At 49.5% G+C, this 25067-nt stretch carries 26 protein-coding genes and 1 tRNA gene; 16 read left to right on the plus strand and 11 right to left on the minus strand.

Annotation, left to right across the window (positions count from 1 at the left end):
• Nucleotide 1: 1 nt before the first annotated feature.
• From AC15IQ_RS05535 to AC15IQ_RS05560, 6 genes are all read right to left on the minus strand, one after another.
• A complete protein-coding gene (locus tag AC15IQ_RS05535; RefSeq protein ID WP_483177673.1) occupies nt 2–370 on the minus strand; it encodes a NifB/NifX family molybdenum-iron cluster-binding protein in 369 nt (122 codons plus the stop codon).
• Nucleotides 371–412: 42 nt separating this feature from the next.
• Nucleotides 413–1600: a methionine adenosyltransferase gene (gene metK / locus AC15IQ_RS05540; RefSeq protein ID WP_483177674.1), complete on the minus strand. Its 1188-nt coding sequence runs from the start codon at nt 1598–1600 to the stop codon at nt 413–415.
• A gap of 37 nt (nt 1601–1637) precedes the next feature.
• Nucleotides 1638–1805: a 4Fe-4S binding protein gene (locus AC15IQ_RS05545; protein WP_483177675.1), complete on the minus strand. Its 168-nt coding sequence runs from the start codon at nt 1803–1805 to the stop codon at nt 1638–1640.
• A gap of 235 nt (nt 1806–2040) precedes the next feature.
• Nucleotides 2041–2322 carry a DUF5320 domain-containing protein gene (locus AC15IQ_RS05550; protein ID WP_483177676.1) on the minus strand — a complete coding sequence of 94 codons (282 nt, stop codon included), beginning with the start codon at nt 2320–2322 and terminating at the stop codon, nt 2041–2043.
• Nucleotides 2323–2825: 503 nt separating this feature from the next.
• Nucleotides 2826–2910: transfer RNA gene (locus AC15IQ_RS05555), tRNA-Leu, on the minus strand.
• Between the two features lie 260 nt (nt 2911–3170).
• Complete coding sequence (locus AC15IQ_RS05560; RefSeq protein ID WP_483177677.1) at nt 3171–3419, minus strand: AbrB/MazE/SpoVT family DNA-binding domain-containing protein; 249 nt, start codon at nt 3417–3419, stop codon at nt 3171–3173.
• 344 nt (nt 3420–3763) lie between these two features.
• Between AC15IQ_RS05560 and AC15IQ_RS05565 the strand changes: the two genes are divergently transcribed.
• The 4 genes from AC15IQ_RS05565 (at nt 3764) to AC15IQ_RS05580 (ending at nt 8992) form a co-directional block, all read left to right on the plus strand.
• Complete coding sequence (locus AC15IQ_RS05565) at nt 3764–5245, plus strand: DUF1538 domain-containing protein (RefSeq protein ID WP_483177678.1); 1482 nt, start codon at nt 3764–3766, stop codon at nt 5243–5245.
• Nucleotides 5242–5901 (plus strand): P-II family nitrogen regulator, encoded by a 660-nt coding sequence (locus AC15IQ_RS05570; RefSeq protein WP_483177679.1) that lies wholly within the window; start codon nt 5242–5244, stop codon nt 5899–5901. The genes AC15IQ_RS05565 and AC15IQ_RS05570 overlap by 4 nt, the downstream gene beginning before the upstream one ends.
• 187 nt (nt 5902–6088) lie before the next feature.
• Entirely contained in the window at nt 6089–8110 is a 2022-nt protein-coding gene (locus AC15IQ_RS05575; protein WP_483177680.1) for a monovalent cation:proton antiporter family protein, read from the plus strand.
• Between the two features lie 153 nt (nt 8111–8263).
• Nucleotides 8264–8992, plus strand: coding sequence for a PilZ domain-containing protein (locus AC15IQ_RS05580; RefSeq protein ID WP_483177681.1), 729 nt, complete (start codon nt 8264–8266; stop codon nt 8990–8992).
• 16 nt (nt 8993–9008) lie between these two features.
• Here AC15IQ_RS05580 and AC15IQ_RS05585 read toward each other — a convergent pair whose 3' ends face one another.
• Complete coding sequence (locus AC15IQ_RS05585) at nt 9009–10124, minus strand: DUF362 domain-containing protein (protein WP_483177682.1); 1116 nt, start codon at nt 10122–10124, stop codon at nt 9009–9011.
• 311 nt (nt 10125–10435) lie between these two features.
• Here AC15IQ_RS05585 and AC15IQ_RS05590 point away from each other — a divergent pair, with 311 nt between their 5' ends.
• A complete protein-coding gene (locus tag AC15IQ_RS05590) occupies nt 10436–11614 on the plus strand; it encodes a pyridoxal phosphate-dependent aminotransferase (RefSeq protein WP_483177683.1) in 1179 nt (392 codons plus the stop codon).
• Between the two features lie 115 nt (nt 11615–11729).
• Nucleotides 11730–12581: a hypothetical protein gene (locus AC15IQ_RS05595; protein ID WP_483177684.1), complete on the plus strand. Its 852-nt coding sequence runs from the start codon at nt 11730–11732 to the stop codon at nt 12579–12581.
• 200 nt (nt 12582–12781) lie between these two features.
• Here AC15IQ_RS05595 and AC15IQ_RS05600 read toward each other — a convergent pair whose 3' ends face one another.
• The 4 genes from AC15IQ_RS05600 to AC15IQ_RS05615 all read right to left on the minus strand — a co-directional run bounded on the left by AC15IQ_RS05600 (nt 12782) and on the right by AC15IQ_RS05615 (nt 15146).
• Nucleotides 12782–12967: a hypothetical protein gene (locus AC15IQ_RS05600; protein ID WP_483177685.1), complete on the minus strand. Its 186-nt coding sequence runs from the start codon at nt 12965–12967 to the stop codon at nt 12782–12784.
• Between the two features lie 59 nt (nt 12968–13026).
• A complete protein-coding gene (locus AC15IQ_RS05605; RefSeq protein ID WP_483177686.1) occupies nt 13027–13584 on the minus strand; it encodes an NUDIX domain-containing protein in 558 nt (185 codons plus the stop codon).
• Nucleotides 13585–13599: 15 nt separating this feature from the next.
• Nucleotides 13600–13833, minus strand: coding sequence for a hypothetical protein (locus AC15IQ_RS05610; protein ID WP_483177687.1), 234 nt, complete (start codon nt 13831–13833; stop codon nt 13600–13602).
• 362 nt (nt 13834–14195) lie between these two features.
• The gene (locus AC15IQ_RS05615; protein ID WP_483177688.1) at nt 14196–15146 is read right to left on the minus strand and encodes an NAD(P)H-dependent flavin oxidoreductase; all 951 of its coding nucleotides are present in this window, start codon (nt 15144–15146) and stop codon (nt 14196–14198) included.
• 295 nt (nt 15147–15441) lie between these two features.
• Between AC15IQ_RS05615 and AC15IQ_RS05620 the strand changes: the two genes are divergently transcribed.
• From AC15IQ_RS05620 to pepF, 10 genes are all read left to right on the plus strand, one after another.
• A complete protein-coding gene (locus AC15IQ_RS05620) occupies nt 15442–16428 on the plus strand; it encodes a beta-ketoacyl-ACP synthase III (protein ID WP_483177689.1) in 987 nt (328 codons plus the stop codon).
• A complete protein-coding gene (locus tag AC15IQ_RS05625; RefSeq protein ID WP_483177690.1) occupies nt 16429–17364 on the plus strand; it encodes a nitronate monooxygenase in 936 nt (311 codons plus the stop codon).
• A 1-nt stretch (nt 17365) separates the two neighbouring features.
• Nucleotides 17366–18289, plus strand: coding sequence for an ACP S-malonyltransferase (fabD, locus tag AC15IQ_RS05630; RefSeq protein WP_483177691.1), 924 nt, complete (start codon nt 17366–17368; stop codon nt 18287–18289).
• Nucleotides 18286–19059 (plus strand): 3-oxoacyl-[acyl-carrier-protein] reductase, encoded by a 774-nt coding sequence (gene fabG, locus AC15IQ_RS05635; protein ID WP_483177692.1) that lies wholly within the window; start codon nt 18286–18288, stop codon nt 19057–19059. Before fabD ends, fabG begins: the two co-directional genes overlap by 4 nt.
• Nucleotides 19060–19167: 108 nt before the next feature.
• Nucleotides 19168–19398 carry an acyl carrier protein gene (gene acpP / locus AC15IQ_RS05640; protein WP_483177693.1) on the plus strand — a complete coding sequence of 77 codons (231 nt, stop codon included), beginning with the start codon at nt 19168–19170 and terminating at the stop codon, nt 19396–19398.
• Nucleotides 19399–19425: 27 nt separating this feature from the next.
• Nucleotides 19426–20664: a beta-ketoacyl-ACP synthase II gene (gene fabF / locus AC15IQ_RS05645; RefSeq protein WP_483177694.1), complete on the plus strand. Its 1239-nt coding sequence runs from the start codon at nt 19426–19428 to the stop codon at nt 20662–20664.
• Between the two features lie 4 nt (nt 20665–20668).
• On the plus strand, nt 20669–21112 hold the full coding sequence (fabZ, locus tag AC15IQ_RS05650; protein WP_483177695.1) for a 3-hydroxyacyl-ACP dehydratase FabZ: 444 nt from the start codon (nt 20669–20671) through the stop codon (nt 21110–21112).
• A 13-nt stretch (nt 21113–21125) separates the two neighbouring features.
• The gene (accD, locus tag AC15IQ_RS05655) at nt 21126–21980 is read left to right on the plus strand and encodes an acetyl-CoA carboxylase, carboxyltransferase subunit beta (protein WP_483177696.1); all 855 of its coding nucleotides are present in this window, start codon (nt 21126–21128) and stop codon (nt 21978–21980) included.
• The gene (locus AC15IQ_RS05660; protein ID WP_483177697.1) at nt 21973–22929 is read left to right on the plus strand and encodes an acetyl-CoA carboxylase carboxyltransferase subunit alpha; all 957 of its coding nucleotides are present in this window, start codon (nt 21973–21975) and stop codon (nt 22927–22929) included. The genes accD and AC15IQ_RS05660 overlap by 8 nt, the downstream gene beginning before the upstream one ends.
• 189 nt (nt 22930–23118) lie before the next feature.
• The gene (pepF, locus tag AC15IQ_RS05665) at nt 23119–24924 is read left to right on the plus strand and encodes an oligoendopeptidase F (protein WP_483177765.1); all 1806 of its coding nucleotides are present in this window, start codon (nt 23119–23121) and stop codon (nt 24922–24924) included.
• The last annotated feature ends 143 nt before the right edge of the window (nt 24925–25067 follow it).

Here is a 25067-nt window from a genome sequence, read left to right on the forward strand (position 1 = left end):
ATTATCTGTTCCCACGGCCATGAAATCCGGGATGAATCTCGTCTAACAAAGAGAGCTCACCGTCAATGAAGACCTTGATATTTCCCAAAGCGGTAGCGTCAATGGTTTTATATATTTTTATGGATGCTCCTTTGATTACCTGAGCGGCATTTTCACCGCAACGTGGTGTAAGTAATGCACTTATGTTGGCATCAACAACGGTTTGGGCCGCCTTGATCCCGGCACCGCCCTGGCTGACCGCAGCCTTGTTATCAATGAACTCACTAGCCTTTGAGTCGGTATCATAAATGAGTAAATATGGTGCCCGTCCAAATGATTGGCATACACTTGAATCAATGCTTTTCTCGTCTACCGGTATCGCTATTCTCATAGGGAAACCTCCTTTTAAAATAATTTTGCCGATAATTAGTCGCTATTTTACGGACCTGCGTAATATTTTAGCTTTATCAATGCTTTCCCAGTTGAAATCAGAGTCTAAACGTCCAAAATGACCATAACAAGCCGTTTTTTTGTATATAGGCCTGCGCAGATTCAACTCTTTAATAATGCTCCCTGGTCTGAGATCAAAATGTTCATTTATAATATGAACGATCTTGCTGTCCGAAACCTTGCCGGTACCAAAGGTGTCGACATATATTGAAACCGGATTTGCTACTCCTATGGCATAAGCAAGCTGAATTTCGCATTTGTCTGCTAGACCAGCCGCAACGATGTTCTTAGCCACGTATCTCGCCGCATAGGACGCTGAACGATCAACCTTGGTAGGATCTTTACCTGAAAAGGCTCCGCCTCCATGTCTGGCCATACCGCCATAAGTATCAGAAATAATCTTACGACCGGTTAGCCCCGAATCTGCCTGGGGCCCTCCTATAACAAACCTTCCGGTAGGATTGATAAGATATCTGGTTTGCTTATCGAGCATTTCCGACGGGACAACAGCTTTTATGACCTGTTCGATAATATTCTGTTCAATATCTGCATATTCTATTTCTGGTTTATGCTGAGCTGAAACAACTACTGTACTAATCCTGGTCGGTTTGCCATCCTCGTATTGTACTGTAACTTGAGTTTTACCGTCTGGGTATAAATAATCAATCAGCTTTGCTTTGCGCACATCGGCCAACCGCTTGGCTAATTTGCTGGATAGCAATATCGGTAGCGGCATAAATTCGGCAGTCTCATTGCTGGCATAGCCGAACATCATGCCTTGATCACCGGCACCAATTGTTTTCCCTTCACTGTCAAGCTGCTGTCCACCCTCCTGACCCAGAGAAACTTTTACACCCATTGCAATATCAGCAGACTGTTCATCCAAAGAGGTAATAACTGCGCAAGTATCTGCATCAAAGCCGTATTTTGCACGGGTATAGCCTACGTCCCGAACAGTTTGACGGACGATTCTGGGAATATCCACATAGCAATCGGCACTGACCTCACCCGCTACAACTACCAACCCGGTGGAAACCAGCGTTTCAACCGCAACTCTGCCATACGGGTCCTTGCTGATTATGGCATCCAATATTGAATCAGAAATTAAGTCAGCCATTTTATCAGGGTGCCCCTCGGTTACGGATTCAGACGTAAAAAGTTGTGTTCCCAATGTTTATCACCCCTGTTATTTATTAATATTACTGAAATCAGTCTTCCTGGTGTATGGCTTCCAAGGGGCAAACATCTATACACGAGGCGCATTCTATGCAGATCTCTTTGCTGATTACAGCTTGAATTTCAACTAGCGAAATAGCCTCTAATGGGCATGATTCCACACATAATCCGCACCCGACACAGGTTTCGTCTATATACATTTTCATATCTCCTTGTTTTAAGTGTGCCTTTTCTCAATAAATTGAACTTCCATCTTCTGCTACATATTTATTGGACTGGGCCTTTAATGGGTGTTGGCCGGAGAATCAAGCGCCCCAAGGCTAGGTTTTCAGGCAAGCAGTAAACCTTCCTCCATTTCCCTGGTCCAGGCCGGTTATCTCGCCTCGTCATGCATCCAAAGCAGTGGGAGTAATCTCCCACTGCCTTGGTCTGCTCTTATAGGCTTTCCAAGCGTTTATCAATAGCTTCAAGCTCAATTTGCAATTGTTCCTTTTTGGCCTGCAGAGCTTGTTTATGAGCCGTTTGATGTGCTCCCAAGCCGGGGTTTCGTCCAAATCCAAATCCCCAATTTCTTGCGAACCCTCTTCCATAACCTCTTCCGCAACCACGTCCAAACCAACCGCCGGTATCGGGGGTATTAATGCCTGAGCAAATACCGAGTTTTCTACCTGTCATTGCACCCATTCCCATAGGTCCGGTTCCATCTCTTCTTGGCATATGATTCACTCCTTTCTATTAGGCTCTGACCATAGCCGTGCCGCACTGTGGGCACTTGACTTTATGACATGGTGCCCCAGTTTGATGCAGCACTTTTGTCCCGCAATTCGAGCATATGCAAAATCCTCCCGGACCTGTTCCCGAAGAACCTGCAGTTTTTCCTCTGCCAGGTCCACGCCTGGATTGACGGGCTAACCTGCTGCCACCTGAGCCTAAGGGCTCAGTTCCATCTCTTCCCGGCATATGATTCACTCCTTTTTGTTTATGACATATGTCATATATAATTTTATTGTAGGCTATTTATGACATATGTCAATAACTATTTGCTCCGATATACAATAAAAAAGAATCCAGTATAGAGGACTATTTACCCTCCCTAAGCAACCTTAATAGGAGGTTCATAAGATTCTACCGATACGCAAAACATGTATGACCAAATAAAAAGGCCTTTGCGTAGTAGCATTAGATGCCACATCAGCAAAAGCCCAATATTACAATATTTCTGGTGTCGGAGGGGGGACTTGAACCCCCACGCCTTTCAGCATACGCCCCTCAAACGTACGTGTCTGCCCGTTCCACCACTCCGACCCGTAGACTTGTACGCCAGAGCCAAAGGTGCCCTGACAAAGGGTATTATACAACGTCCTTACCTGGGTGTCAATTAAGGAATATAGCCCTTCACAGCCATACTCTGTTAAGTTAATTATACACCATAACCGGGGTCTCAGAATGCAGCAAATTTGGGGCTGATGGCATTAAAAACCTGGTATTCGTAAGCGAACACACTGGCAAATTTGACTTATGACTAACGGCTGCTGATGGATCGCGCATTACCCACCCCGGCAGATTTAGTATTCTGAGTCATTTATGTCCCAAAGGCAGTTGATGCACACCAGATTATTCTTATGGTAATGAAGGTTGTGTACTTGGCCGCAGACGGCGCAACCTTGCGAAATCTTCTGCAGTTTAATAATGCCTTCCTGAATGATCAATTCAAGATAATCGCCGACTTTTATATCCAGTGCCTCCATGATTCCGGACGGTAGCTTGATACGTCCGGTCTTGTCCATATTTATTACGGTGCGTACATTTTTCAACACCACAGTCCTCCAGAACTACTCTTAAATGGTAATAAATTGTAATTATATGTATAATTTAGAACTAATTTCATAAGAAGGCAAGTGACAATATTTTAAGCGTTCTGAATAAGATTAGTGTTTCTATGCCATACAATTGATACGAAGAGATCTAACTCGCCTAGCTATGCTGCGTGGTCATGGCTTAAATAAAAATATATAATATCTAATGTAACTCAATTTATTACGTTGGCCTTTTAACCCCTCAGGTGGATAATCTCATCACCAAAGGATTCCAGTTGTCTGTGCAGGGAGAAGGAAGCGGTCTAATACCTAATTAGATAAAGAGAAAGGAAGATCATATATTGGATGAGGTTTTCTCCAAGTTCAAAGAAGTGCTGTATTCGGTATTACCGATAACACTTATAGTAATAGTACTAAACTTTACTCTGTCGCCGGTTGCTACACCGTTGATCATTAGATTTATTATCGGTGCGGTACTTATTATTATCGGATTGACCATTTTTTTGATCGGGGTAGATATCGGCATCACTCCAATTGGCAATACCATGGGCTCAACAATGGCCAAAAGCAACAAACTCTGGATAGTCATTCTGGCTGGTATACTTCTTGGATTTTTTGTGTCCATTGCCGAACCCGACCTTCATATTCTAGCTGGACAGGTAGCTGCGGTCACATCAGGTTTAATTGCCAAGAATATCCTGGTTGTGATCGTATCAATTGGGATCGCGGTATTTTTATCGATAGGCCTGACTAGAATCGTTCTCAATTTTCCTATACACAAGCTGCTTACACTGATTTATGCGGTGATTTTGATACTTGCATTTATGACTTCACCGGAGTTTCTGGCCATATCATTCGATGCTTCGGGTGCAACCACGGGAGCCTTGACGGTTCCCTTTATTCTTGCCCTGGCGGTGGGGGTATCCAAACTTAAGAAGCATAGTCAAGAAGCCGAAAAAGATAGCTTTGGACTGGTAGGAATTGCTTCTGCGGGTGCAATTATATCAGTTATGGCCATGAGCATTATTTCGAAAACCGATAAGGTCACGGGCAATCTTCCTCAGCAAACCGTTTCCGATGCCATAGTTGAACCTTTTTTACACATATTTCCCATCGTGACCGGGGAGGTTATCGTGTCACTGCTGCCTATCGTAATAACTTTTCTAATATTTCAAAGAATTTCCTTTAAGTTGTCAAAACGGAATGTACGTAAGATATTATTCGGAACATTATTCACCTTAATAGGTCTGGTTCTGTTTTTGGTTGGCGTTAATGCTGGTTTCATGAACGTAGGAAGCACGGTTGGATATAACCTGGCTTCACTAGATAGCAAAGCTTATGTAATCATTCTAGCCTTTGTGTTGGGCTTTGTGACTATTCTTGCCGAACCGGCAGTGTATGTCCTGACGCATCAGATCGAAGATGTTACCAGCGGTTATGTAAAACGGCCGGTGGTTTTGATTACGCTTGCTATAGGAGTTGGCATAGCTGTAGCTCTATCGATAATTAGGATTTTAATACCAGAATTGCAGCTATGGCAATATCTCCTTCCAGGATATATGATTGCATTAGCGTTAATGTATTTTGTGCCTACGCTCTTTGTCGGTATGGCCTTTGATTCAGGCGGTGTCGCTTCAGGACCGATGACAGCCACTTTTATACTGGCATATTCACAAGGTGTTGCAGAAGCCATACCAGGTGCCAATGTACTCACTGAAGGATTCGGAATGATTGCCATGGTTGCTATGACTCCAGTTATCTCTTTACAAATATTGGGTTTGATTTTTAAACTAAAATCGAAGAAAGGAGAAATGGAGAGTTGATAGACGAAATGGATATCGAGTTGATATGCATAATTGTCAATTTCGGATCGGGGAGCAAACTGATCAAAACAGCTAAACAATGCGGTGTGACAGGTGGCACAGTAACACTGGGAAAAGGAACCATTGACAACCGAATCCTCGATTATCTGGGGATCTCAAGTGTAAGAAAAGAGGTCGTGTTTCTAATAGCTGAGAAGTCCACAGCTTATAAGGCACTTGATACAATCAACAAAAAGTTTATGTTTCATAAACCCAATCATGGTATTGCCTTTACGTCTACCATTTGCAGTCTATCCGGAACAAATCGTCTTTCATGCAATAGTATTAAGACTGAAAGAGGTGCGAATAACAATATGTATAACGCCATCACAACAATTGTAGATAAAGGTAAGGCAGAAGATGTTATTGATGCAGCAACTAAAGCCGGATCAAAAGGAGGCACCATTATAAACGCCAGAGGTTCGGGAATTCATGAAACCAGCAAATTATTCTCGATGGAGATCGAGCCGGAAAAAGAGATCGTCATTATTCTTTCTGAAGTAGCGTCAACCGAAAAAATCGTAGCTTCAATTAGAAACCATTTAAAAATCGACAAACCTGGCAACGGCATAATATATGTCCAGGACGTCAATAAAACCTATGGTATATATAAATAATATTTTTGTGATGCGCTTCACTATACTGATTCTGACTTCGTATCTTTTGCATAAGTCTTTGTTCAAGAGCATATAAGGTCAGGCAATACAACTGCCCAACTAAACGGCAGCAGACTTTCCATTGCTGTGCGAGCATGGCTGGAGTGCGCCACAGCCATGATTCAAAGATACTACCAGGAGGTAATCAATGCACATTCCTCTTTTAAATGACATTATCATCATATTTGGCCTGGCCATCGCGGTGATATATATCTGCCACAAGATCAACCTCCCTAGCGTGGTGGGACTTTTGATTACCGGGGTACTGGCTGGTCCTCATGGATGGGGACTAGTCAATGATGTAAAAAGTGTTGATGCTATGGCTGAGCTGGGCATTATTCTGTTGCTTTTTACCATAGGTATCGAGTTTTCAATACGAGAACTCTTGAGAATCAAGAAAAGCGTATTCTTAGGCGGAGTTCTGCAGGTTTTGTTCACTTCGCTGGCAACCATGCTTATTGTGATAAGAATCGGATACCATTGGAATATTGCCTTGTTTATGGGTTTTCTGGTGTCGCTGAGCAGCACCGCCATTGTGCTCAAACTGATGCAGGACCGCTCTGAGATTGATTCCCCCCATGGCCGGAATATACTGGGCATATTGATTTTTCAGGACATTATCATCATACCCATGATGCTATTAACCCCGATTTTGGCCCATGCCGCTGGCGGAACCGGGGAATCCATTTTACTGTTGATTGTAGAAATGCTGTTGGTATTGGTGTTTTTGTATGTCAGCGCCCGCTGGGTGGCGCCATTTATTTTCCACCACATCGCCAGACAGCGAAGCCGGGAGTTATTCCTGATCAGCACTGTCACCATGGGGTTGGCGGTGGCCTGGCTGACCTCCAGCATCGGATTGTCACTATCGCTGGGGGCCTTCCTGGCCGGGTTGATTATTTCGGAATCCGAGTACAATCATCAGGCCCTGGTCAGCATCTTGCCTTTCCGCGATGTGTTCACCAGTATCTTCTTTGTGTCGGTAGGTATGTTGTTCAATGCCGCCGAGTTTTTACACAACCCCCTGGCACTGGCCGGGGCGGCCCTGTTGATCCTGGTGGTGAAGGCTATCGCCGCAGGGGGAGTGGTATTGTCGCTGGGCTTTCCCTTGAGGACCGCTATCCTGGCAGGTCTGGCTCTTAATCAGGTGGGAGAATTCTCCTTTATTCTTTCCCGGGTAGGATTAGAGTACCAGTTATTGAGTCAGGAATTCTATCAGTTGTTCATTATTGTCTCAGTGCTAACCATGGCCCTAACGCCCTTCAGCATAGGACTCAGCCCTCGCCTGGCGCAGGCCTTGCTGCGCCTTCCCCTGCCTGCCAAGACCAGAACCGGTATAGACCAGCATTTGGAATCACCTCATGAGCATTTGAATGACCATCTGGTCATTATAGGTTTTGGCATCAACGGCCGTAATCTGGCCCGGGCGGCATCTGCTACCAACATTCCCTATGTGATCATAGAGATGAACCCCGATGTGGTAAAGCAGGAAAGGTGTAATGGCGAGCCCATCTTTTTCGGGGATGCCATTCATCCGGAAGTGCTGCAGCAGGCTAATATCGATACCGCCCGGGTGGTGGTAGTGGCCATATCAGATGCTGCCGCGACTAACCGAATCGTGGATATGATCCACAGAACCAATCCCCAGGTGCACATCATCGTGCGCACCCGCTATGTGCAGGATATTGGGGAACTTTACTCATTGGGGGCTCACGATGTCATTCCCGAGGAATTTGAGACTTCCATAGAGATATTTACCCTGGTCTTGAAGAAATACCTGATTCCCAAAGTCGATATTGATGGGTTTGTTGCTGAGATCAGAGCCGATGGTTATGAGATGCTGCGCAGCATGTCCAGGAAATCCCCCACCTTCCATGACATCAAACTGCATTGCCATGATGCTGAAATCGCCAATATCAGGGTGGAAGGCAGCTCAGTTTTAGTTAATCAGACCCTCGCTGATATCGATTTGAGGAATAGGTACGGGGTGTCTGTTTTATTGATCCAACGCGGGAATGAAACCATCATCAATCCCGCCGCCGACACTGTGCTGCAGCCTGAAGATCAAGCGGTTTTATTGGGAACTCCGGACTGCGTCAGTCAAGTTACACGGCTCCTGGGAGCAAGTGCGACACCAATGGGCACCCGACCCAGGCTGGAGGCGGTCTAATAGATAGCGGCCGAAGTGGAGTGAGGAAGCAGTTCTTGACAGCATACTGGCCCAGCGGGTGCTATCGCCTTAACAGGTAGATACGTCTAATCGCCTATAGGACTGTAGTGTATGATATTATTTAGGAAATAATCCCTGGAACGAGGTGTCAGGATGTATTGGCCAAGGTTGATCAAGCACTGGCGACAGTCCCTGGCCGGTTTGATTCTGGCGATTATGGGGGGAGCCATTTATCCCCGAAGCGCGTTGGGAATGACCTGGCGCGAACTTTCCAGAAGCCTGCACAGCACTTTCAGCCAACGCCATCCCTTAGACCATGAGAATATTGTCGGCTTAGCCCTGATTTTGATTGTATTTGGCTTGTTAGTGGCTGGCTTCAGATTATATGCCTGCAAACAGCAAAAAGGCATTGAGAAATTTTACAATGACCGCCGCCAGAAAAGGCAACAACAAGAGATGCTGCCCGACGGAAAGACTCAGAAGCGCAAATGGTTCAGGCTAAAGACCCGGGATTGGCTGCGCTGGTTCCAGTTTAGCGGCTTCACGCCTCTTACTGACAGCCAATACAAGCGGGACCGCATGGTGGATATTGGCGGGGGAGGGTTGCGCTTTACCACTGAACAAAAGTTGGAATTAGGGGCGATTATCACTTTCCTGCTTGATATTGGCGTTGATGAACCGCTTTCGGTTTGGGGTCGGGTGGTACGAGTGCAGGAAAAGAGCGGAGACGATCCGCAGCAATATTTTGTAGCCATACAGTTCGCCCAACTGCCTGATGCAGACCGTCAACGTCTGGTGGCCTGGATAATGCAGGGCCAGCGTGATGCTCTTCATATTGCCTCACCGGGGAAAAATACAACCACCGCCATTTCACACGATTAAGCATGAGTAGTGACCGTCACGACTCGATCTTCAAATCGTAGTGTAACTTGCCTAGCCCAATCTCCTCTGCGTACTCCAGGCCTGCCCTCCAGTTGGTCCTGGGATGGACCAGGCTGAATTTGTCATCTCCGGGTTTACAGCCTTTTTCAGCCAGCACCGTAGCGGGTAAAGCCGGGGCTTTATTGACCATATCTACACAGGCTTTATCCAGGGCGACGGGATCGAACGATACGGCGATACCGAGGTCCGATACTATGGCCGAATCATTATAAGACCAGCAGTCGCAATGGGGCGATACCGAGTTGACTATATTTATATGGAAATTTGGTTTTCCCTTAATTACTGCCAGAGCATATTCGGCTATCTTTTCGGCAGTAACCTGAACTGACTGCTTCCAAACCACTTGAGCGGAGTTAAAGCGGCACAGGGCGACACACTGTCCGCAGCCAATGCACAATTCCTCATCGATCATGGCTCGTTCCTCATCTGACAGGAGAATGGCCTGCTGCGGGCAGCTTTCTATACACATGCCGCAGGCGGTGCAATTCTCACCGATTATTCGCGGTTTCGAACTGGAATGCATCTCCATTTTGCCGCCGCGGGAGCCGGAGCCCATACCCAGATTCTTGATTGCTCCGCCGAAACCGGTCTGTTCGTGGCCCTTGAAATGATTAAGAGAAATCACTATATCGGCATCGGCTATAGCGCTGCCGATCTTTGCCTTCTGACAATGCTTCTGGTTGATGGTTATCTCCCGGTATTCTATGCCTTTCAGGCCATCGGCGATTATTACCGGACATCCCACCGTCAACGGGGAGAAGCCGTTTTTCATGGCGGAATCGAGGTGATCGATGGCGTTGCTGCGCAGACCGCTGTATAGTGTGCTGGCATCAGTTAAAAACGGTTTGCCGCCCAGCTCCTTGATCATAGCGACCAATTCGGCGGCATAATTGGGGCGGATAAAGGCCAGGTTTCCCGGCTCACCAAAATGCATTTTGATGGCTACCATCCTATTCTGGAAATCGATGTCTGCCAGCCCTGCTTTGTTTAACAGGCTGCGGAACTTATTAACGATATTGCGGCCGGGTCTGGTGCGGAAATCGGTAAAATAAACTTTTGATGGCTGCTGCATTTGTTATTCCTCCGCTTTAAATTCTCTTGTGAAAAAAGTATAGCATAGTATTCCGCCAAAATAATTCGCGGTTTAACTTCATTAGCTAACATAAACTGGCTAGTATTAATCTGGCATGATATATTCAATACAGGGTTTGTTGAAAAACCTGCCAATACCCTAATTAGCAGCACTTTAGAGATAATTGTGTATTCTACAGCTAATACTCTAGCCGAGAGTGGTGTGTACCGAATTCGGAAATGCTAGAGTGGAACTGGCATTTGTACGATTGGTGGTCAAACTCAAGATTTACCATAAGAGAGGATGGTTAGATGATTTCCGAACAGATTAAGAGTGATTTGCAGAACTCTTCGTGGATCAGGGCTATGTTCGAAGAGGGCGAACGCCTGCGGGCCATATACGGTGCCGACAAGGTGTATGATTTCAGCCTGGGCAACCCCGACTATGAGCCGCCTGCCAAGGTGAGGGACACTCTCAAGGGGTTGGTGATGAACGAGACCCCGGGACTGCACCGCTACACCAGCAATGCCGGGCATATTGATGTGCGCCAGCGCATTGCTGACCAACTGTCCAGGGAAAGCGGACTGACCCTGGCTGCTGGGCATATCATCATGACTTGCGGTGCCGCCGGAGGTTTGAATGTAGTCCTAAAGACCATACTCGACCCGGGCGACGAAGTGATTCTGCTAGCACCTTATTTCGTAGAGTACCATTTCTATGCCAAGAATCACGGCGGCAAGGTCGTGGTTGTTCCCACCGGAGATGATTTTCTACCTGATACAGCCGTTCTGGCAGCCAGTATTTCCCCAAAAACCAGGGCAATAATCCTTAATTCGCCCAACAATCCCACCGGGGTAGTGTATTCTGAAGCAGCCCTCAAGAATATCGCTGAGGTTGTCAATGCCAAAGAGCAGGAGTATGGGACCGAGATCCTGGCCATTTCAGATGAACCCTATTATAAGCTGGTATACGACGGGGTCAAGGTCACTAATCTGATGACAGTGTTCAAGAACGCGGCGATTGTTAACTCCTTCAGCAAATCCCTGGCTCTGCCTGGGGAACGTATTGGTTACATAGCTTTGAGTCCCAATATACAGAATGTGGGGCTGCTGATTGATGGCATGGTATTCGCCAACCGCACCCTGGGCTATGTCAACGCACCTTCGATCTTCCAGAAGGTGGTGGCGGAATGCCTGGATGAGGGTCCGGATACTGAGGAATACCAGCGCCGCCGGGACACTCTCTACAATCATATAACCTCTCTGGGCTTTTCCTGCACCAAGCCCCAGGGAGCCTTCTATCTGTTCCCCAAATCACCCGAACCGGACGACGTAGCATTTGTAAAACAGGCTCTGGAATACAACCTGCTGCTGGTTCCGGGGCGCGGCTTTGCCAGCCCGGGGTATTTCCGCCTGGCTTATTGTGTAGATTTCAAAACCATTGAGGGGGCTCTGCCCGCCTTTGAGAAACTGGCTAAGCATTATTTTTAGTTTCGGTCGGTAAGGTACAAATAGATATCATTAGCGTTATGGTCTGGAATGCACCGCCGAGCCCTGCATATATTTTAATGATTGAACTGGTATGGCCTGTGCGGGGAGGTGCCTTATGGTTTTTGGCGGTATGCCGAGACGTTGGATGCTGGCTGTGGCGCTGGGACTGATGCTCGTTGTGGTGAGTGTATATTTAATGCAGCCTGTACCGCGGCCAGAGCCGCCGCCCCCGCAAGAACAACCTGTAAAGGGGGAATTCCTTAGCTGGAAGGAAGTCGACCAGCTATTCCCCCGCTACTCCAATGCCAATATAGTAGACTTTGAGACCGGCTTGAGTTTCACGGTGCAGCGTCGCGCCGGCACTTATCACGCCGATGTCCAGCCTCTTACTGCGGAGGACACGGCTATTATGAAGAAGATCTACAGCGGTCAGTGGGCCTGGAAAAGGCGGGCCATACTGGTCGTCTTGGATAGCGGGCGGGTGGTAGCAGCATCCATGAATGGCATGCCCCATGGCTCAGGCGCTATTAAGGGCAACAAGTTCAATGGCCATTTCTGCATACATTTCCGCGACAGCATCACCCATGGATCGCGCAAGAGGGACACCGCCCACCAGGTTATGATCTGGAAAGCGGCCGGGGTTTTGAAAGAACAACTGGCAGAATTGACGACGGAACAAGTTATTGATGTGGCCATAGCAGCGCTGACGCAGGGGGACTCCCATATCCTCAGGGAAGTCACCTGTGATGCTGAACAAGCCAAACTCTTGGATAGTATGGAAGATGTTACCTGGGTCAAATCGAAGTCGCTGCGGAAGATCGATGAGCAACATTTCATCGCTCAGGTACAGTTTTTGAAGCGTGGCAGCATTAAAACTCAAATGCTGACATTGCATATTGAGCTGGTTGATTCCCCTGAGCACTGGTGCGTATCAGCCGCGTCGCTTCTGCCCCTGGTGCAGCCCTGACAACGGTCAAACGCTGGCAAACCGCCCCCGGTCACACTGTCACATGATTAAGGCTCAAGTTTCAGTTATTAGCCGAAATTTGAGCCTTATTCCGATTGACTCCTTCAAGAATCGTTCCCTGTCGCCTGAGCGCAATGCGATAAAGCGAGAACCGTCCACTGTGGAACTGTCGCATAGGCCGCAGGTCTGTTTTGGGGATATTAGCGGTCGGCCTTTTCATCCAGGTCGAACCAGCAGCCGGTGATAGCACGCAGGCACTTGGGGCAAAAAACGCTGCTGTAGCCGAATTGCCGCACCATCAAGATGCACTCCATACATACCGGCTTCAAACACAAGCTGCAGGTCTGTTCGGTGGTTTCTTCGCCTTCATGATAAATGCACTCCATTATACAATGATTCCTCCATTAAACCGAAGGGACAGAAGAACCGTCCCCTTGTCCCTTTGTTACTTGTCTGAGCCAGCAGAGCCAACAGAAAGAACGTCCCTCTGTTGGCGCAGCATTTCTATTACGGTGCGGTCCGTGGGGAAGGCTAAGGGTGGAACGTTGTCCAGCGCAAAATAGCCCACCATATCCAGATCATCCCCGGCTACAGGCGTACCTGCAATTACTTCGGCCAGGAACCATATGCCTACCGTATGCCGTGCCGGGTCATGGAAATTGGACAGAACTGCAAACAGTTTGACAATGTTGATAGTCAAACCAGTCTCTTCCAGGAACTCCCGCTTAGCACCGTCGAAAACGTCCTCATCATACTCCAGATAGCCGCAGGGGATGCACCACAAGCCTTGATAATCGCCCCAGTTCCTGCGGCCCAGCAAAATCTCACCGCGTTCATTAAAGACAATAGCGGCAACCCCTACGATGGGATTCTCATAAAAAATATAGCCACAACTCTGACAAGTCAGGCGCTGGCGTTCATCGTGCATACGGTATTCGAGAGCCCCACCGCATTTAGGGCAATAAAAGTAGCGCTGCACAGGAGGCTGCGGATTATGCTTCATCGTTCATGTCCCTGTCTAATTATTGCGTGGTTTAAATAAATTTCTGGTAAGACCTTTGTCAGCATCCTCGTTTTCGCACATTTCCAGCATAGACTCCGGTACGATCAGCATTTTGCGGTGCTGCTCCAGCATCAACAGGTACATGGGATCGCCCGGCGCTCTAAGTCCCCGCTTGCCGACTATAATACCCGTGCAGTTGTTGTAGAAATGGCCCCTTTGAGTGATTATGACCCTATTACCCAACTCCATATTGTTCACCTCTTTCACCACCGGCAGGGCTGCCAGTGGGCCTTTCTAAACGCCACCCGTTTGTTTAGTAGTCTTCTTAGGTGGTTATTGTACGGCACTCGCTTTGCCATAATACTACTTAATTATAATATATTGACACCATGATTGTATATTCTATCTGCCGGTGAATCGCCTCTGACACGTGGATAAACCTTTACATAGCAGCTGTCTGAGTATGCACGCAGCCCTCTCAATAGGTGGTAATGCGAAATGAATCCTTTAGGCTACCTGTTGAAGTGAGGCATGTTAAAGATCAGCAATAGAAAAAGGGGGCCAAAAACCCCTTATACAATACAGTTAGCAGACTCAAGCCCTGTTGGCTTTTAGGCCAGAGCGAATTCCCTTAAGATATTATCAAATATCTGCGCCACCGGCAGTATACTCTTTATTTTGTACACGTTAGCCCCGGCAAAGACCACCCCCTGGTCCACCTTGCCATTGCGGGCATTTATCAAGGCCTCTTTGATGCAGTAGTCACTTGAGCAATTGCGCAGGCAAGCCTCACATTCCTCTGACAAGGGAGCCTCTCCGGCTGCGATCAGGTCGGTGAAGCTGTTTCGGATGGCGCGCCCCGGCAGTCCCACCGGGCTTTTGATGATGATGACGTCTTCTTGCCGGGCATTCAGATAAACCTGCTTGTACTCTTCGGCTACATCGCACTCCTCACTGAGCAGAAAACGGGTGGCTATCTGCACTCCGTCTGCGCCCAGCCGAACCATATCAGCCATGTCATAGCCATCTACAATACCGCCGGCAGCGATGACAGGAACCTTTACCGCCTGTTTGATTTCCGGGAGAATCTCTTTGACGGAACGATCCGTACCCAGATGGCCGCCGGCTTCGCAGCCCTCGGCGACTACAGCTGCAGCCCCCGATTTTTCTGCCAGTATGGCGGCGCGAGCCGAGGATACGATGGAAACTACCGGAGTCTGGGATTCTTTGCACCAGTTGAAGATCTCCCGAGAAAACCCGGCTCCAGTGAAAATCACATCGATGTGTTCGTTTAATGCGGTTTTTACTAACTGCATAAACTCCCGGGCCGCGTACATGATATTCACGCCGATGATGCCCTGGTTCTGGCTCAATTGACGGGCAGTCCGTATCTGCTCACGGAGATCATCGAGGCTGATCGCCGTTCCCCCAATCACGCCTATACCACCGCAGCGAGCGACAGCTGCCGCCAATGGGGCGGTGGAAACTCTTATAGACATTCCTCCTTGTACGATGGGGAAGCGTGGTTGAAGGCTGCCTATTTTTAACTCCGGGAGCTGCAAGATGAACCCTCCTAGTATAATGATACTTTAACTAGAATATTACACCATAAAATCAACAATCATGCAAATATCGTAATTATTATCGGGATTAATTGAAATCATGAAGCAGCAGGGTGGGGGTTCGACAGGCAAATGAAGCTTTGCAATGAAAAGGAATTATCTGTCAGAAATAAGGCAATAATGGAATTGTTATTGACTTTCACTAATAATACTGGTTTAATAACCTCAACGTCCTTGTGCACGAAAATGTGCTCAAAACTACTGGGCTTAATGTCATGATGAGGTGATATTTACAGTGAGAGCTCAAATTATAGGTCTGGGATATGGGCTGCCGGAGCGGCGGCTTACCAACCAGGACCTTGAAAAAATGGTGGACACCTCGGATAAATGGATTGTTGAACGGAGTGGCATTCGCGAGCGGAGGATCGCCGATCAGCCCATAAAGTGTTCTGATCTGGCATATCAGGCTGCTGAAATGGCTGTGCAGCGTGCCGGTATATCTGCACAGCAACTGGACTTGATCATCGTGGCTACCTCTACCCCGGACATGTTTTTCCCTTCCACGGCCTGCATCGTTCAGGACCTTTTAGGGGCTACCAATGCGGCTGCCTTTGATCTGTCAGCAGGCTGCACAGGTTTTGTTTACGGACTCGATGTAGCCCATAAATACCTGCTTGCAGATGACTGTCATTATGTCCTGGTAATAGGCGCGGAGATAATCTCGCGCATCCTTGACTATGAAGACCGCAATACCTGTGTCCTGTTTGGCGACGGTGCCGGGGCGGCTGTACTGGGCAAGGGGAGCGATGCTTATGGCATCTTGAGTTCAGTATTAGGAGCCGACGGCAGTGGTGCTGCACACCTGAGCATGCCTGCCGGAGGAACGGCCATGCCAGCCAGCCTGGAAACTGTACAGAATCGTCTGCATTTCTTGCGTATGAACGGCAATGAAATCTTCCGCTTCGCTTCACGGATCACTTCTGAGATCAGTTCGCAGGTCTTGCAAAAAGCTGGATATACCTACAGCGATGTGGATATCTTTGTGCCCCACCAGGCTAATATACGCATAATAAGGACCGCCATGAAGAGAATGAATATTCCTGCAGAGAAGACTCTGATCAATTTAGATAAATACGGCAATACCTCCGCTGCCTGTATACCCGTTGCGCTCTTTGAAGCTGAACAAGAGGGGCGTATAAAAGCGGGGGACCTGGTCCTCTTAGTCGCGTTTGGGGCTGGTCTGACCTATGGCGGGGTATTGCTTCGCTGGGGGAGGGATTAGATGTTTACGAGTCGAGTCACTGAGTTGTTAGGGATTCAATACCCCATACTTCAGGGAGCCATGGCTTGGATCGCAGGCGGCAGATTGGCCGGAGCGGTATCCGAGGCCGGAGGCCTGGGAGTAATCGGCGCAGGCGACGCCGACCGGGCCTGGGTGGAAAATGAGATTCGCAAGGTCAGGGAGGCAACTGACAAGCCGTTTGGGGTCAATTTGATGATGACTTCGCCTCATATCGACAATGTAGTCGATTTAGTGGTTTCTTCCGGGGTATCTGTCGTCACTACCGGAGGAGGAAATCCGGGGCGTTATATGGAAGCACTCAAGGGTGCTGGTATAAAGGTTTTGCCGGTGGTGGCTTCGCTGGCCCTGGCTAAACGCCTCAGCCGCCTGGGGGCGGATGCCCTGGTGGTGGAAGGCATGGAATCAGGCGGTCACATTGGGGAAATGACCACCATGTGCCTCGTTCCCATGGTTGCAGATGCGGTGGATATTCCGGTCATTGCCGCCGGAGGCATAGCCGACGGCCGCGGCTACATGGCCGCCATCGCCCTGGGTGCGGAAGGGGTGCAGATCGGAACCCGCTTCATCTGCGCCACCGAATGCGACGTACACCCGGCCTACCAGCAAAAAGTAGTACAAAGCCGTGATCGGGCTACGGTGGTCTGTGGTTCCACCACCGGACATCCGGTACGGGCTATACATAATCGCTTTACACGCCAGTATCTGCAAGCCCAGGAATCAGGCGCCAGCAAGGATTTCTTGCAGCAGTTGGGGCGAGGCCGTTACCCGGCTGCAGCTGTGAAGGGCGAGGTGGACGAAGGCAGCATTTTAGCAGGCCAGATTTGCGGACTGATCAATCGTGTCCAACCTGCCGCGGAGATCATTGCGGATCTGGTAGAGGATGCCCGCCGGGTGCAGAAACGATTGGGGGAATGAAATGATGAAACTAGCATTTGTTTTCCCGGGCCAGGGTGCGCAGCAAGTGGGCATGGGCAAAGACTTGCATGACCACTTTGAGGCGGCTCGCCAGGTTTTTCAGGAAGCTGATCAGGCGGCTGGCTACAGCATCAGTGGGATCTGCTTTCAAGGCCCGGCAGAACAGCTCAATCAGACTGAATTCGCCCAGCCGGCCCTATTAGCTTGTAGTGTGGCAGCTGCCCGGGTATTGCAACAACGGGGCATTCAGGCCGCCATGATGGCAGGATTGAGCCTGGGCGAATACTCTGCTCTGGTGTCTTCCGGGGCTGTGGCTTTGGATGTGGCCCTGCCGCTGGTGCAGCGCCGCGCCAAATTGATGCAGGCTGCGGTGCCACCAGGTGAAGGTGCCATGGCAGCAGTGTTAGGTCTGAAAGATGAAGCCATACAGCAGGCCTGTGAGGCGGATCAGGGCCTGGTAGCCATCGCCAATTACAATTGCCCGGGTCAATATGTGATTTCCGGCCAGAGTCAGGCGGTGCAGAGGGTATCGGCCCAGTTGAAGGCAGCTGGCGGCAGGGTTATGCCACTGGCAGTAAGCGTGCCCTCACACAGTGAACTGATGAAGGATGCGGCTGATAGATTAAGGCCCTATTTAGAGGCAGTGGCTTGGCGGGAGCCGGTAGTGCCGGTAGTCAGCAATGTAAACGCTGAGGCCAACCCGGCTGCATTATTCGTCGATCTGTTGGTGAAACAGCTCTATTCCCCGGTCAAATGGGAGCAGAGCGTACGATATATGATGACTCAGGTAGATTATTTCATTGAAGTCGGTCCCGGCTCTACCTTATCGGGACTGATTAAAAAAATTGACAAAAACCGGGTGTTAGGACAAGTGAATGATGTCAACAGCCTGGAAAAAGTTATAGAGAAGGTGAATTCCATATGAAGGCTAGAACGGCACTGGTAACCGGCAGTTCCAGGGGAATAGGCAAGGCCATCGCCCTGGCTTTGGCTGCTGACGGATGTAACATCGCAGTCAACTATTATGAGAGTGGTCAGGCGGACCCGGCCATTAATGATGCTAATCGCAGCGATGCAGAAGCGGTAGCCAGGGAGGTTGAGGCTCTGGGCACTAAAGCAGTAGTAATCGGAGCTGACGTCTCCTTGTCCGAATCGGCCCGGGAACTTGTGGACCAGACCGTCAAAGCCTTGGGGCAGATTGATATCCTGGTCAACAACGCCGGAATTAATAAGGACAACCTTTTGCTGCGCATCAGCGATGCCGAATGGGATCAGGTTTTGAGGACCAACCTCAACGCGGCCTTCTACTGCAGCCGGGCGGCTGTAAAATATATGGTCAAACAGCGTTACGGCAGGATCGTGAGCATATCCTCAGTGGTGGGGGTAAGCGGCAATGCCGGTCAGGCTCATTACGCCGCTTCCAAATCAGGACTGTTGGGGTTCACATACTCCCTGGCCAAAGAGTACGGACGCCGCGGAATAACCGCCAATGTGGTAGCCCCGGGCTACATACAGAGTGATATGACCGCCAGGCTCAATGCTGAGCAGACGGCCCGCATAGCTGATAATATTGTCTTAGGCAGGCTGGGCACCCCTGAAGACGTTGCAGGCGTAGTCGCGTTTCTGGTATCATCCAGAGCAGATTATCTCACCGGACAGTTGATCCGCGTTGATGGCGGCCTGAGCGGTTTATAAAAATGGAATTCAAATTGGTTCAATAGTGTGAACCGTTAAATGTGGTTGACAACATAGTCGCGAAGACGGTTGGGTTGGCAACCTAATAAATAAAAGGAGGATGTAACCATGTCAGTATTTGAAGAATTGAAGAAAATTATTGTTGAAATCAAGGACATTCCGGAGGAGCAGATAACTTTAGAATCCAGCTTTGCAGAAGATCTGGAAGCAGATTCGCTGGACATCGTGGAGATGTTGATGTTGCTAGAGGAAAAGTTCGAGATCCAGATCCCTGAAGAGGCCGCCGAGAAGATGAAAATTGTACAAGACGTAGTTGACTATGTAGAGGCTAAGATATAGTCGGCAGCGCAGAATAGGGGTGATGAGATGCCGGAACGCAGGGTGGTGATTACCGGCCTGGGGGTGATTTCTCCAGTCGGCAATGATAAGAACGAGTTCTGGAATAACCTTCTAGCAGGCAAAAGTGGTATTGGCTTGATAGACCGCTTCGACGTCAGCCAATTCCCCACCAGAATTGCTGCACAGGTGCAGAACTTTGACGTGCAAAAATATATTCCCCGTAAAGATGCCCGGCGTATGGACCTGTTCGTGCAATATGCCTGTGCTGCCGCCAAACAGGCAGTGGAGGATGCAGCACTAGATTTCACAGCAGTAGATCGGCAACGGGTGGGAGTATGGATCGGATCGGGCATTGGCGGCATCGATACCCTGGAACAGCAGCATAATATGCTGCTCAAACGAGGCGTTTCGGGTGTTAATCCCTTCTTTATCCCCATGATGATAGCCAACATGGCTTCGGGGCAGGTGTCGATCCTGTTCGGGGTCCATGGTCCTAATGGGTGCACCGTGACCGCATGCGCTTCGGGCACTAATTCCATTGGCGAAGCTTTGGGTTTTATCCGCCGGGGAGAAGCCGAAGTGATGATTACCGGGGGAGCTGAAGCCGCTATCACGCCTATTTCCATTGCAGGGTTCTGTGCGGCTAAGGCTTTATCCAGCCGCAATGATGAACCAGACAAAGCCTGCCGGCCATTCGACGCCGAGCGCAGCGGTTTTGTCATGGGGGAAGGTTCCGGGGTCTTGATCCTGGAGGAGATGGAGCATGCCAAAGCGCGCGGGGCACACATTTATGCGGAATTGATCGGGTATGGAGCCAGCGGGGACGCGGTGCATGTGGTGCAGCCTGACCCCGATGGAAACGGTGCTGCACTGGCGTTTAAAAACGCTCTGGTCGACGCCGCCATAGAGCCGGAACAGGTGGATTACATCAATGCCCATGGCACCGGGACCGACCTCAACGATCAGATGGAGACCAAGGCCATCAAAAAAGTATTCGGTTCTCACGCTTATAAGCTCAGCGTAAGTTCTATCAAAGCCGCCACCGGGCATATGCTCGGAGCCGCCGGTGCGGTAGAGTTGATCGCTACAGTTTTGGCTTTGCAGAATAGCATTATTCCCCCCACCTTGAATCTGGAAAATCCGGATCCAGACTGCGACTTGGATTATACCCCACTGGTGGCCAAACCCAGGCAATTATCGGTGGCATTATCCGACTCTTTGGGCTTCGGGGGACATAATGCGGCATTGCTGGTAAGAAAGGTATAAGGCTATGACCGTCAATATGAATGTGGATGAAATCATGAAAATCATTCCCCACCGTTATCCATTTTTGATGGTGGATCGCCTGGTCGAACTCGAACCGGGCGTACGGGCGGTGGGAATTAAGAATCTGACTATAAATGAGCAGTTTTTTATCGGCCACTTTCCCGGTAACCCGGTGATGCCTGGAGTCTTGATGATTGAAGCCATGGCACAGGTGGGGGCCTGTGCCCTGCTGTCACAACCAGAATATCAAGGCCAGATAGCCATGTTTGCCGGGGTCGACCGCATCCGTTTTAAACGCTCGGCCATTCCCGGAGAGACTCTCTTGATAGCCACTGAGCTGACTGCAATAAAAGGCAGCATCGGCAAGGGCAAAGGCAAGATCACTATCGACGGGGAAACCGTATGCAGCGGGGAATTCATGTTTGCACTGGTCGAGGCCCTGGAGTAAACCGGAGGGAAAAATGCTTAAACGTTCATTCGGAAAAACCAAATACATTCCTGTTCCCCATGATACCCAACCATTCCGGCCATCCCGGCCAGGCCAGGCGGTTTGCCCGCAATGCAGCTCTAGCACATCAGAAGAGGAACTGCAGCAGAATGCTAAAGTTTGCCCGGTTTGCAGGCACCATTTTCCCATGTATGCGCCGGAACGTTTGGATTGGATCGCACAACCGGGCACATTCCAGGAATGGGATGCTGACCTGGATTCTTACAATCCCCTGGAATTCCCGGGATATGATGAGAAGTTGTCTGAGGCTCAGGAGAAGACCGGCCTGAAAGAAGCCATAATAACCGGGCAGGCCAGAGTACAGGGATATGAAGTGGCTCTTGGGATTATGGATTCGCGTTTCCTCATGGGAAGCATGGGTTCGGTGGTAGGGGAAAAAGTGTGTCTGGCCATCGAAAGAGCCATGGAATTGCGTCTGCCCTTTATCACTTTTGCCGTTGCCGGTGGCGCCCGCATGCAGGAAGGCATGCTCTCGCTGATGCAGATGGCAAAAACCAGCGCTGCTCTGCAGCGCTTCCATGAACAGGGATTATTGTACATATCAGTAATGACCCATCCAACTGTGGGCGGGGTACCGGCCAGTTTCGCAGGCCTGGGCGACATAATCATCGGCGAGCCAGGCGCATTGATCGGTTTCACCGGGCCCAGGGTTATCCAGCAAACTCTGGGGCAGCGACTACCGGAGCGGTTTCAGCGCGCTGAATTCCAATTAGAGCACGGTATGCTCGATCTGGTGGTTGATCGCGCCGAAATGCCTGTGGTGATAGGGCAGCTCTTAAGGCTTCACCTTGGAGGTAACCATGGTTAAGAGACAGTTTGACTACGAAGACAAGTATGAAAATATTCAGGATAAAATAAAGGAACTGGTGGAACTATCAGGCAGCCTGGACTTCGATCTCAGTGGTGAGATCAAATATTTAGAGAGTAAGCTGCAGGCTATCAGGGAAATCAAGTATCAAAATCTGACCCCCTGGGAAAAAGTCCTGCTAGCCCGTCATGCTGAGCGCCCCACCACTATTCAATACATTGAAGGAATCTGCGATGAGTGGATTGAATTGCATGGTGACCGCATGTACGGCGATGACCAGGCTGTGGTGGGCGGAATCGGAACTTTTAACGGCATGCCGGTAACCGTTCTAGGGCATCAGCGCGGCAAAGACACCAACGAAAATATCAAACGCAATTTCGGCATGCCCCATCCCGAGGGGTACCGCAAAGTGCAGCGCTTGCTCAATCAAGCTGAAAAATTCGGGCGTCCGGTGTTGACTTTCATAGACACTCAGGGGGCTTACCCCGGCGCCGGGGCGGAAGAGCGCGGGCAGCCACTGGCTATTGCTCAGGATTTGATGCTGTTGTCCGGCCTCAAGGTGCCGATCATATCGACTGTGATTGGAGAAGGAGGCAGCGGGGGGGCTCTGGCCTTGGGAGTATGTGATCGCCTGATCATGCTCTCCAATTCGGTGTTTTCCGTAGCCTCAGCCGAAACCTGCGCCTCGATACTGACCAAAGATGTCAACCGAGCCGAGGACATGGCCGAAGCCTTAAAACTGACCGCCAAAGACCTGAAAGAACTTGACATCATTGATGAGATAGTGCCTGAACCGGTTGGTGGCGCACATACCGACCCTGGAGAGACTATAGCCCTAGTCAAAGAGGCTATAGCCAGAAACCTCTATGAAGTAATGGAAAACGGGGGCGACCTGGCTGAGCAGCGCTACAGGCGGTTGCGGGCCATGGGCCGCTTCAATACAAAATAGATAAACATGATGAAAGTCTTCATACGCGAACGGTTTTGAACCGTTCCCTTGTGTCGCAGAACCGTCCCCTGTCACACCCTTTAACGGGAAAATGACACATTGAAAACGTCCCCGTGTGTCATACTAAAGAAGAATAGGTTTATAATGGATAACATAACCATTGATGCAGTAACTGACGTGATAAGGAGGATGGACGTGAACCATAGCCCCCAAAGAAATGATATAGAGGAACGCTTCAAATGGAACTTGGGCGATATATACAGCGATGATTCTGCCTGGGAGAAGGATTATGCAGAGATGAAGCGGTTGCTTACCGAGGTGGCTCAGTTGCAGGGGCGGCTGGGCAAGTCAGCTTCTGACCTGCTGCAGGGGTTGAGGCAGATCGAAGCCCTGGACCGGCAGGGAGAGAAACTGGTGCTGTATGCCAAGATGCGCCGTGACGAGAACAATGCCGACAACCGTTACCAGGCTTTGTATGATCGGGCTGAGGCCTTGATGATAGAGGCTGGCAGTGCTACTTCGTTCGTCACCCCTGAACTGACCGAGATCCCTGAAGAGGCATTCGAACAGTTTACCCGGGAGGTCGAGGATTTAAAGCTGTACCGGCATATGTTCGACGAGATCTACCGGCAAAAAGAACATGTGCTCTCTCACCCCGAGGAAAAAATACTGGCTCAGAGCGCTGATCTGGCCCTGGCAGCAGGAAACATATTCACCATGCTCAACAACGCCGACCTGAAGTTTGGTATGATCCGCGATGAAAACGGGCAGGAGGTGGAGCTGACCAAGGGGCGTTACGGCCGTTTCATGGAAAGCCAGGACCGCCGGGTGCGTGAAGAGGCCTTCCATGCTCTGTACAATGCATATGGCAAACTGGAAAACACTCTGGCTGCATCGCTTTCGGCCAGTGTTAAAAAAGATGTTTTCTACGCCCGGGTGCGGAAATACCCTTCAGCCCGGCATGCGGCCCTTAAGCAGGATAATATCGAGTTGGAAGTGTACGACCGTCTCATCGAATCGGTGCACAAGTATATGGAGCACATGTACCGCTATTTGAAACTGCGTCGCCAGATCCTTAATGTGGATGAGTTGCATATGTATGACATCTATGTGCCACTGGTGAAAGAGTATCAGTTAGAGGTACCCTTTGAAAAAGCCCAGGAACAGGTGCTAGAAGCCCTGCAGCCGCTGGGAGAAGAGTATCTGGAAGTCCTGAAAAACGGTTTTTCAGGGGGATGGATAGATGTATACGAAAACCAGGGCAAGACCAGTGGGGCTTATTCCTGGGGTGGCTATGATACTCATCCCTATGTATTGCTGAACTATGATAATAAGCTGGATGACGTGTTCACCCTGGCGCATGAGATGGGCCACGCTCTGCATAGCTTTTATTCCAACCGCCACCAGCCCTATGTGTACAGCCAGTACCCCATCTTCCTGGCTGAGGTGGCATCAACCGTAAATGAATCGCTGTTGATAGATTATCTGCTCAAACGCAGCAACAGCCGTGAGGAACGCATTTACCTGATCAATCATTATTTGGAGCAGTTCCGCGGCACGGTCTATCGCCAGACCATGTTTGCCGAATACGAAAAGATAATCCATGACATGGTTGAACAAGGCCAGCCCTTGACCACCGAAGCTCTGAAAAACAGCTATTTGGACTTAAACCGCCTTTATTACGGCCCAGAGGTGGTAATGGATGAGGATATCAAGATGGAATGGGCCCGCATCCCGCATTTCTATTCCGCCTTTTATGTTTACAAATACGCCACTGGCTTCTCTGCTGCCACTGCCATCAAAGAGCAGATCCTGAATGAAGGGCCACAGGCAGTGCAGCGCTATATGGAATTCCTCAAAGCCGGGGCTTCTGACTATCCGGTGGAGGTACTGAAAAAGGCCGGCGTCGATCTTACTTCACCGCAGCCGGTGCAATCTGCTCTGGAATATTTCGGCCGGCTGGTAACCGAGTTGGAAGAAGCGGTGCAGGGATAGCATTACAACAAGACGTTTTTACTGTGACAAAAATAAAAGGCATCTGAGGCCACTGAAAAAGTGTCATGTCATTCTGAAGCATAGCCAAGTAACTTCTTATTACAGTAGTTTTGAAGATCCTTCACTAACGTTTAAGGATGACG

This window comes from Syntrophomonas sp. DTU019 (genome assembly GCA_913757435.1).
Classification (GTDB): domain Bacteria; phylum Bacillota; class Syntrophomonadia; order Syntrophomonadales; family Syntrophomonadaceae; genus DTU019.

Coding starts and splice junctions, on each gene's coding strand:
- AC15IQ_RS05535 (WP_483177673.1), bottom strand. CDS start 370: ATGAGAATAGCGATACCGGTAGACGAGAAAAGCATTGATTCAAGTGTA.
- AC15IQ_RS05545 (WP_483177675.1), bottom strand. CDS start 1,805: ATGTATATAGACGAAACCTGTGTCGGGTGCGGATTATGTGTGGAATCA.
- AC15IQ_RS05550 (WP_483177676.1), bottom strand. CDS start 2,322: ATGCCAAGAAGAGATGGAACCGGACCTATGGGAATGGGTGCAATGACA.
- AC15IQ_RS05575 (WP_483177680.1), top strand. CDS start 6,089: ATGCACATTCCTCTTTTAAATGACATTATCATCATATTTGGCCTGGCC.
- AC15IQ_RS05580 (WP_483177681.1), top strand. CDS start 8,264: ATGTATTGGCCAAGGTTGATCAAGCACTGGCGACAGTCCCTGGCCGGT.
- AC15IQ_RS05585 (WP_483177682.1), bottom strand. CDS start 10,124: ATGCAGCAGCCATCAAAAGTTTATTTTACCGATTTCCGCACCAGACCC.
- AC15IQ_RS05590 (WP_483177683.1), top strand. CDS start 10,436: ATGATTTCCGAACAGATTAAGAGTGATTTGCAGAACTCTTCGTGGATC.
- AC15IQ_RS05595 (WP_483177684.1), top strand. CDS start 11,730: ATGGTTTTTGGCGGTATGCCGAGACGTTGGATGCTGGCTGTGGCGCTG.
- AC15IQ_RS05600 (WP_483177685.1), bottom strand. CDS start 12,967: ATGGAGTGCATTTATCATGAAGGCGAAGAAACCACCGAACAGACCTGC.
- AC15IQ_RS05605 (WP_483177686.1), bottom strand. CDS start 13,584: ATGAAGCATAATCCGCAGCCTCCTGTGCAGCGCTACTTTTATTGCCCT.
- AC15IQ_RS05610 (WP_483177687.1), bottom strand. CDS start 13,833: ATGGAGTTGGGTAATAGGGTCATAATCACTCAAAGGGGCCATTTCTAC.
- AC15IQ_RS05625 (WP_483177690.1), top strand. CDS start 16,429: ATGTTTACGAGTCGAGTCACTGAGTTGTTAGGGATTCAATACCCCATA.
- fabD (WP_483177691.1), top strand. CDS start 17,366: ATGATGAAACTAGCATTTGTTTTCCCGGGCCAGGGTGCGCAGCAAGTG.
- fabG (WP_483177692.1), top strand. CDS start 18,286: ATGAAGGCTAGAACGGCACTGGTAACCGGCAGTTCCAGGGGAATAGGC.
- acpP (WP_483177693.1), top strand. CDS start 19,168: ATGTCAGTATTTGAAGAATTGAAGAAAATTATTGTTGAAATCAAGGAC.
- fabF (WP_483177694.1), top strand. CDS start 19,426: ATGCCGGAACGCAGGGTGGTGATTACCGGCCTGGGGGTGATTTCTCCA.
- fabZ (WP_483177695.1), top strand. CDS start 20,669: ATGACCGTCAATATGAATGTGGATGAAATCATGAAAATCATTCCCCAC.
- accD (WP_483177696.1), top strand. CDS start 21,126: ATGCTTAAACGTTCATTCGGAAAAACCAAATACATTCCTGTTCCCCAT.
- AC15IQ_RS05660 (WP_483177697.1), top strand. CDS start 21,973: ATGGTTAAGAGACAGTTTGACTACGAAGACAAGTATGAAAATATTCAG.
- pepF (WP_483177765.1), top strand. CDS start 23,119: ATGGACGTGAACCATAGCCCCCAAAGAAATGATATAGAGGAACGCTTC.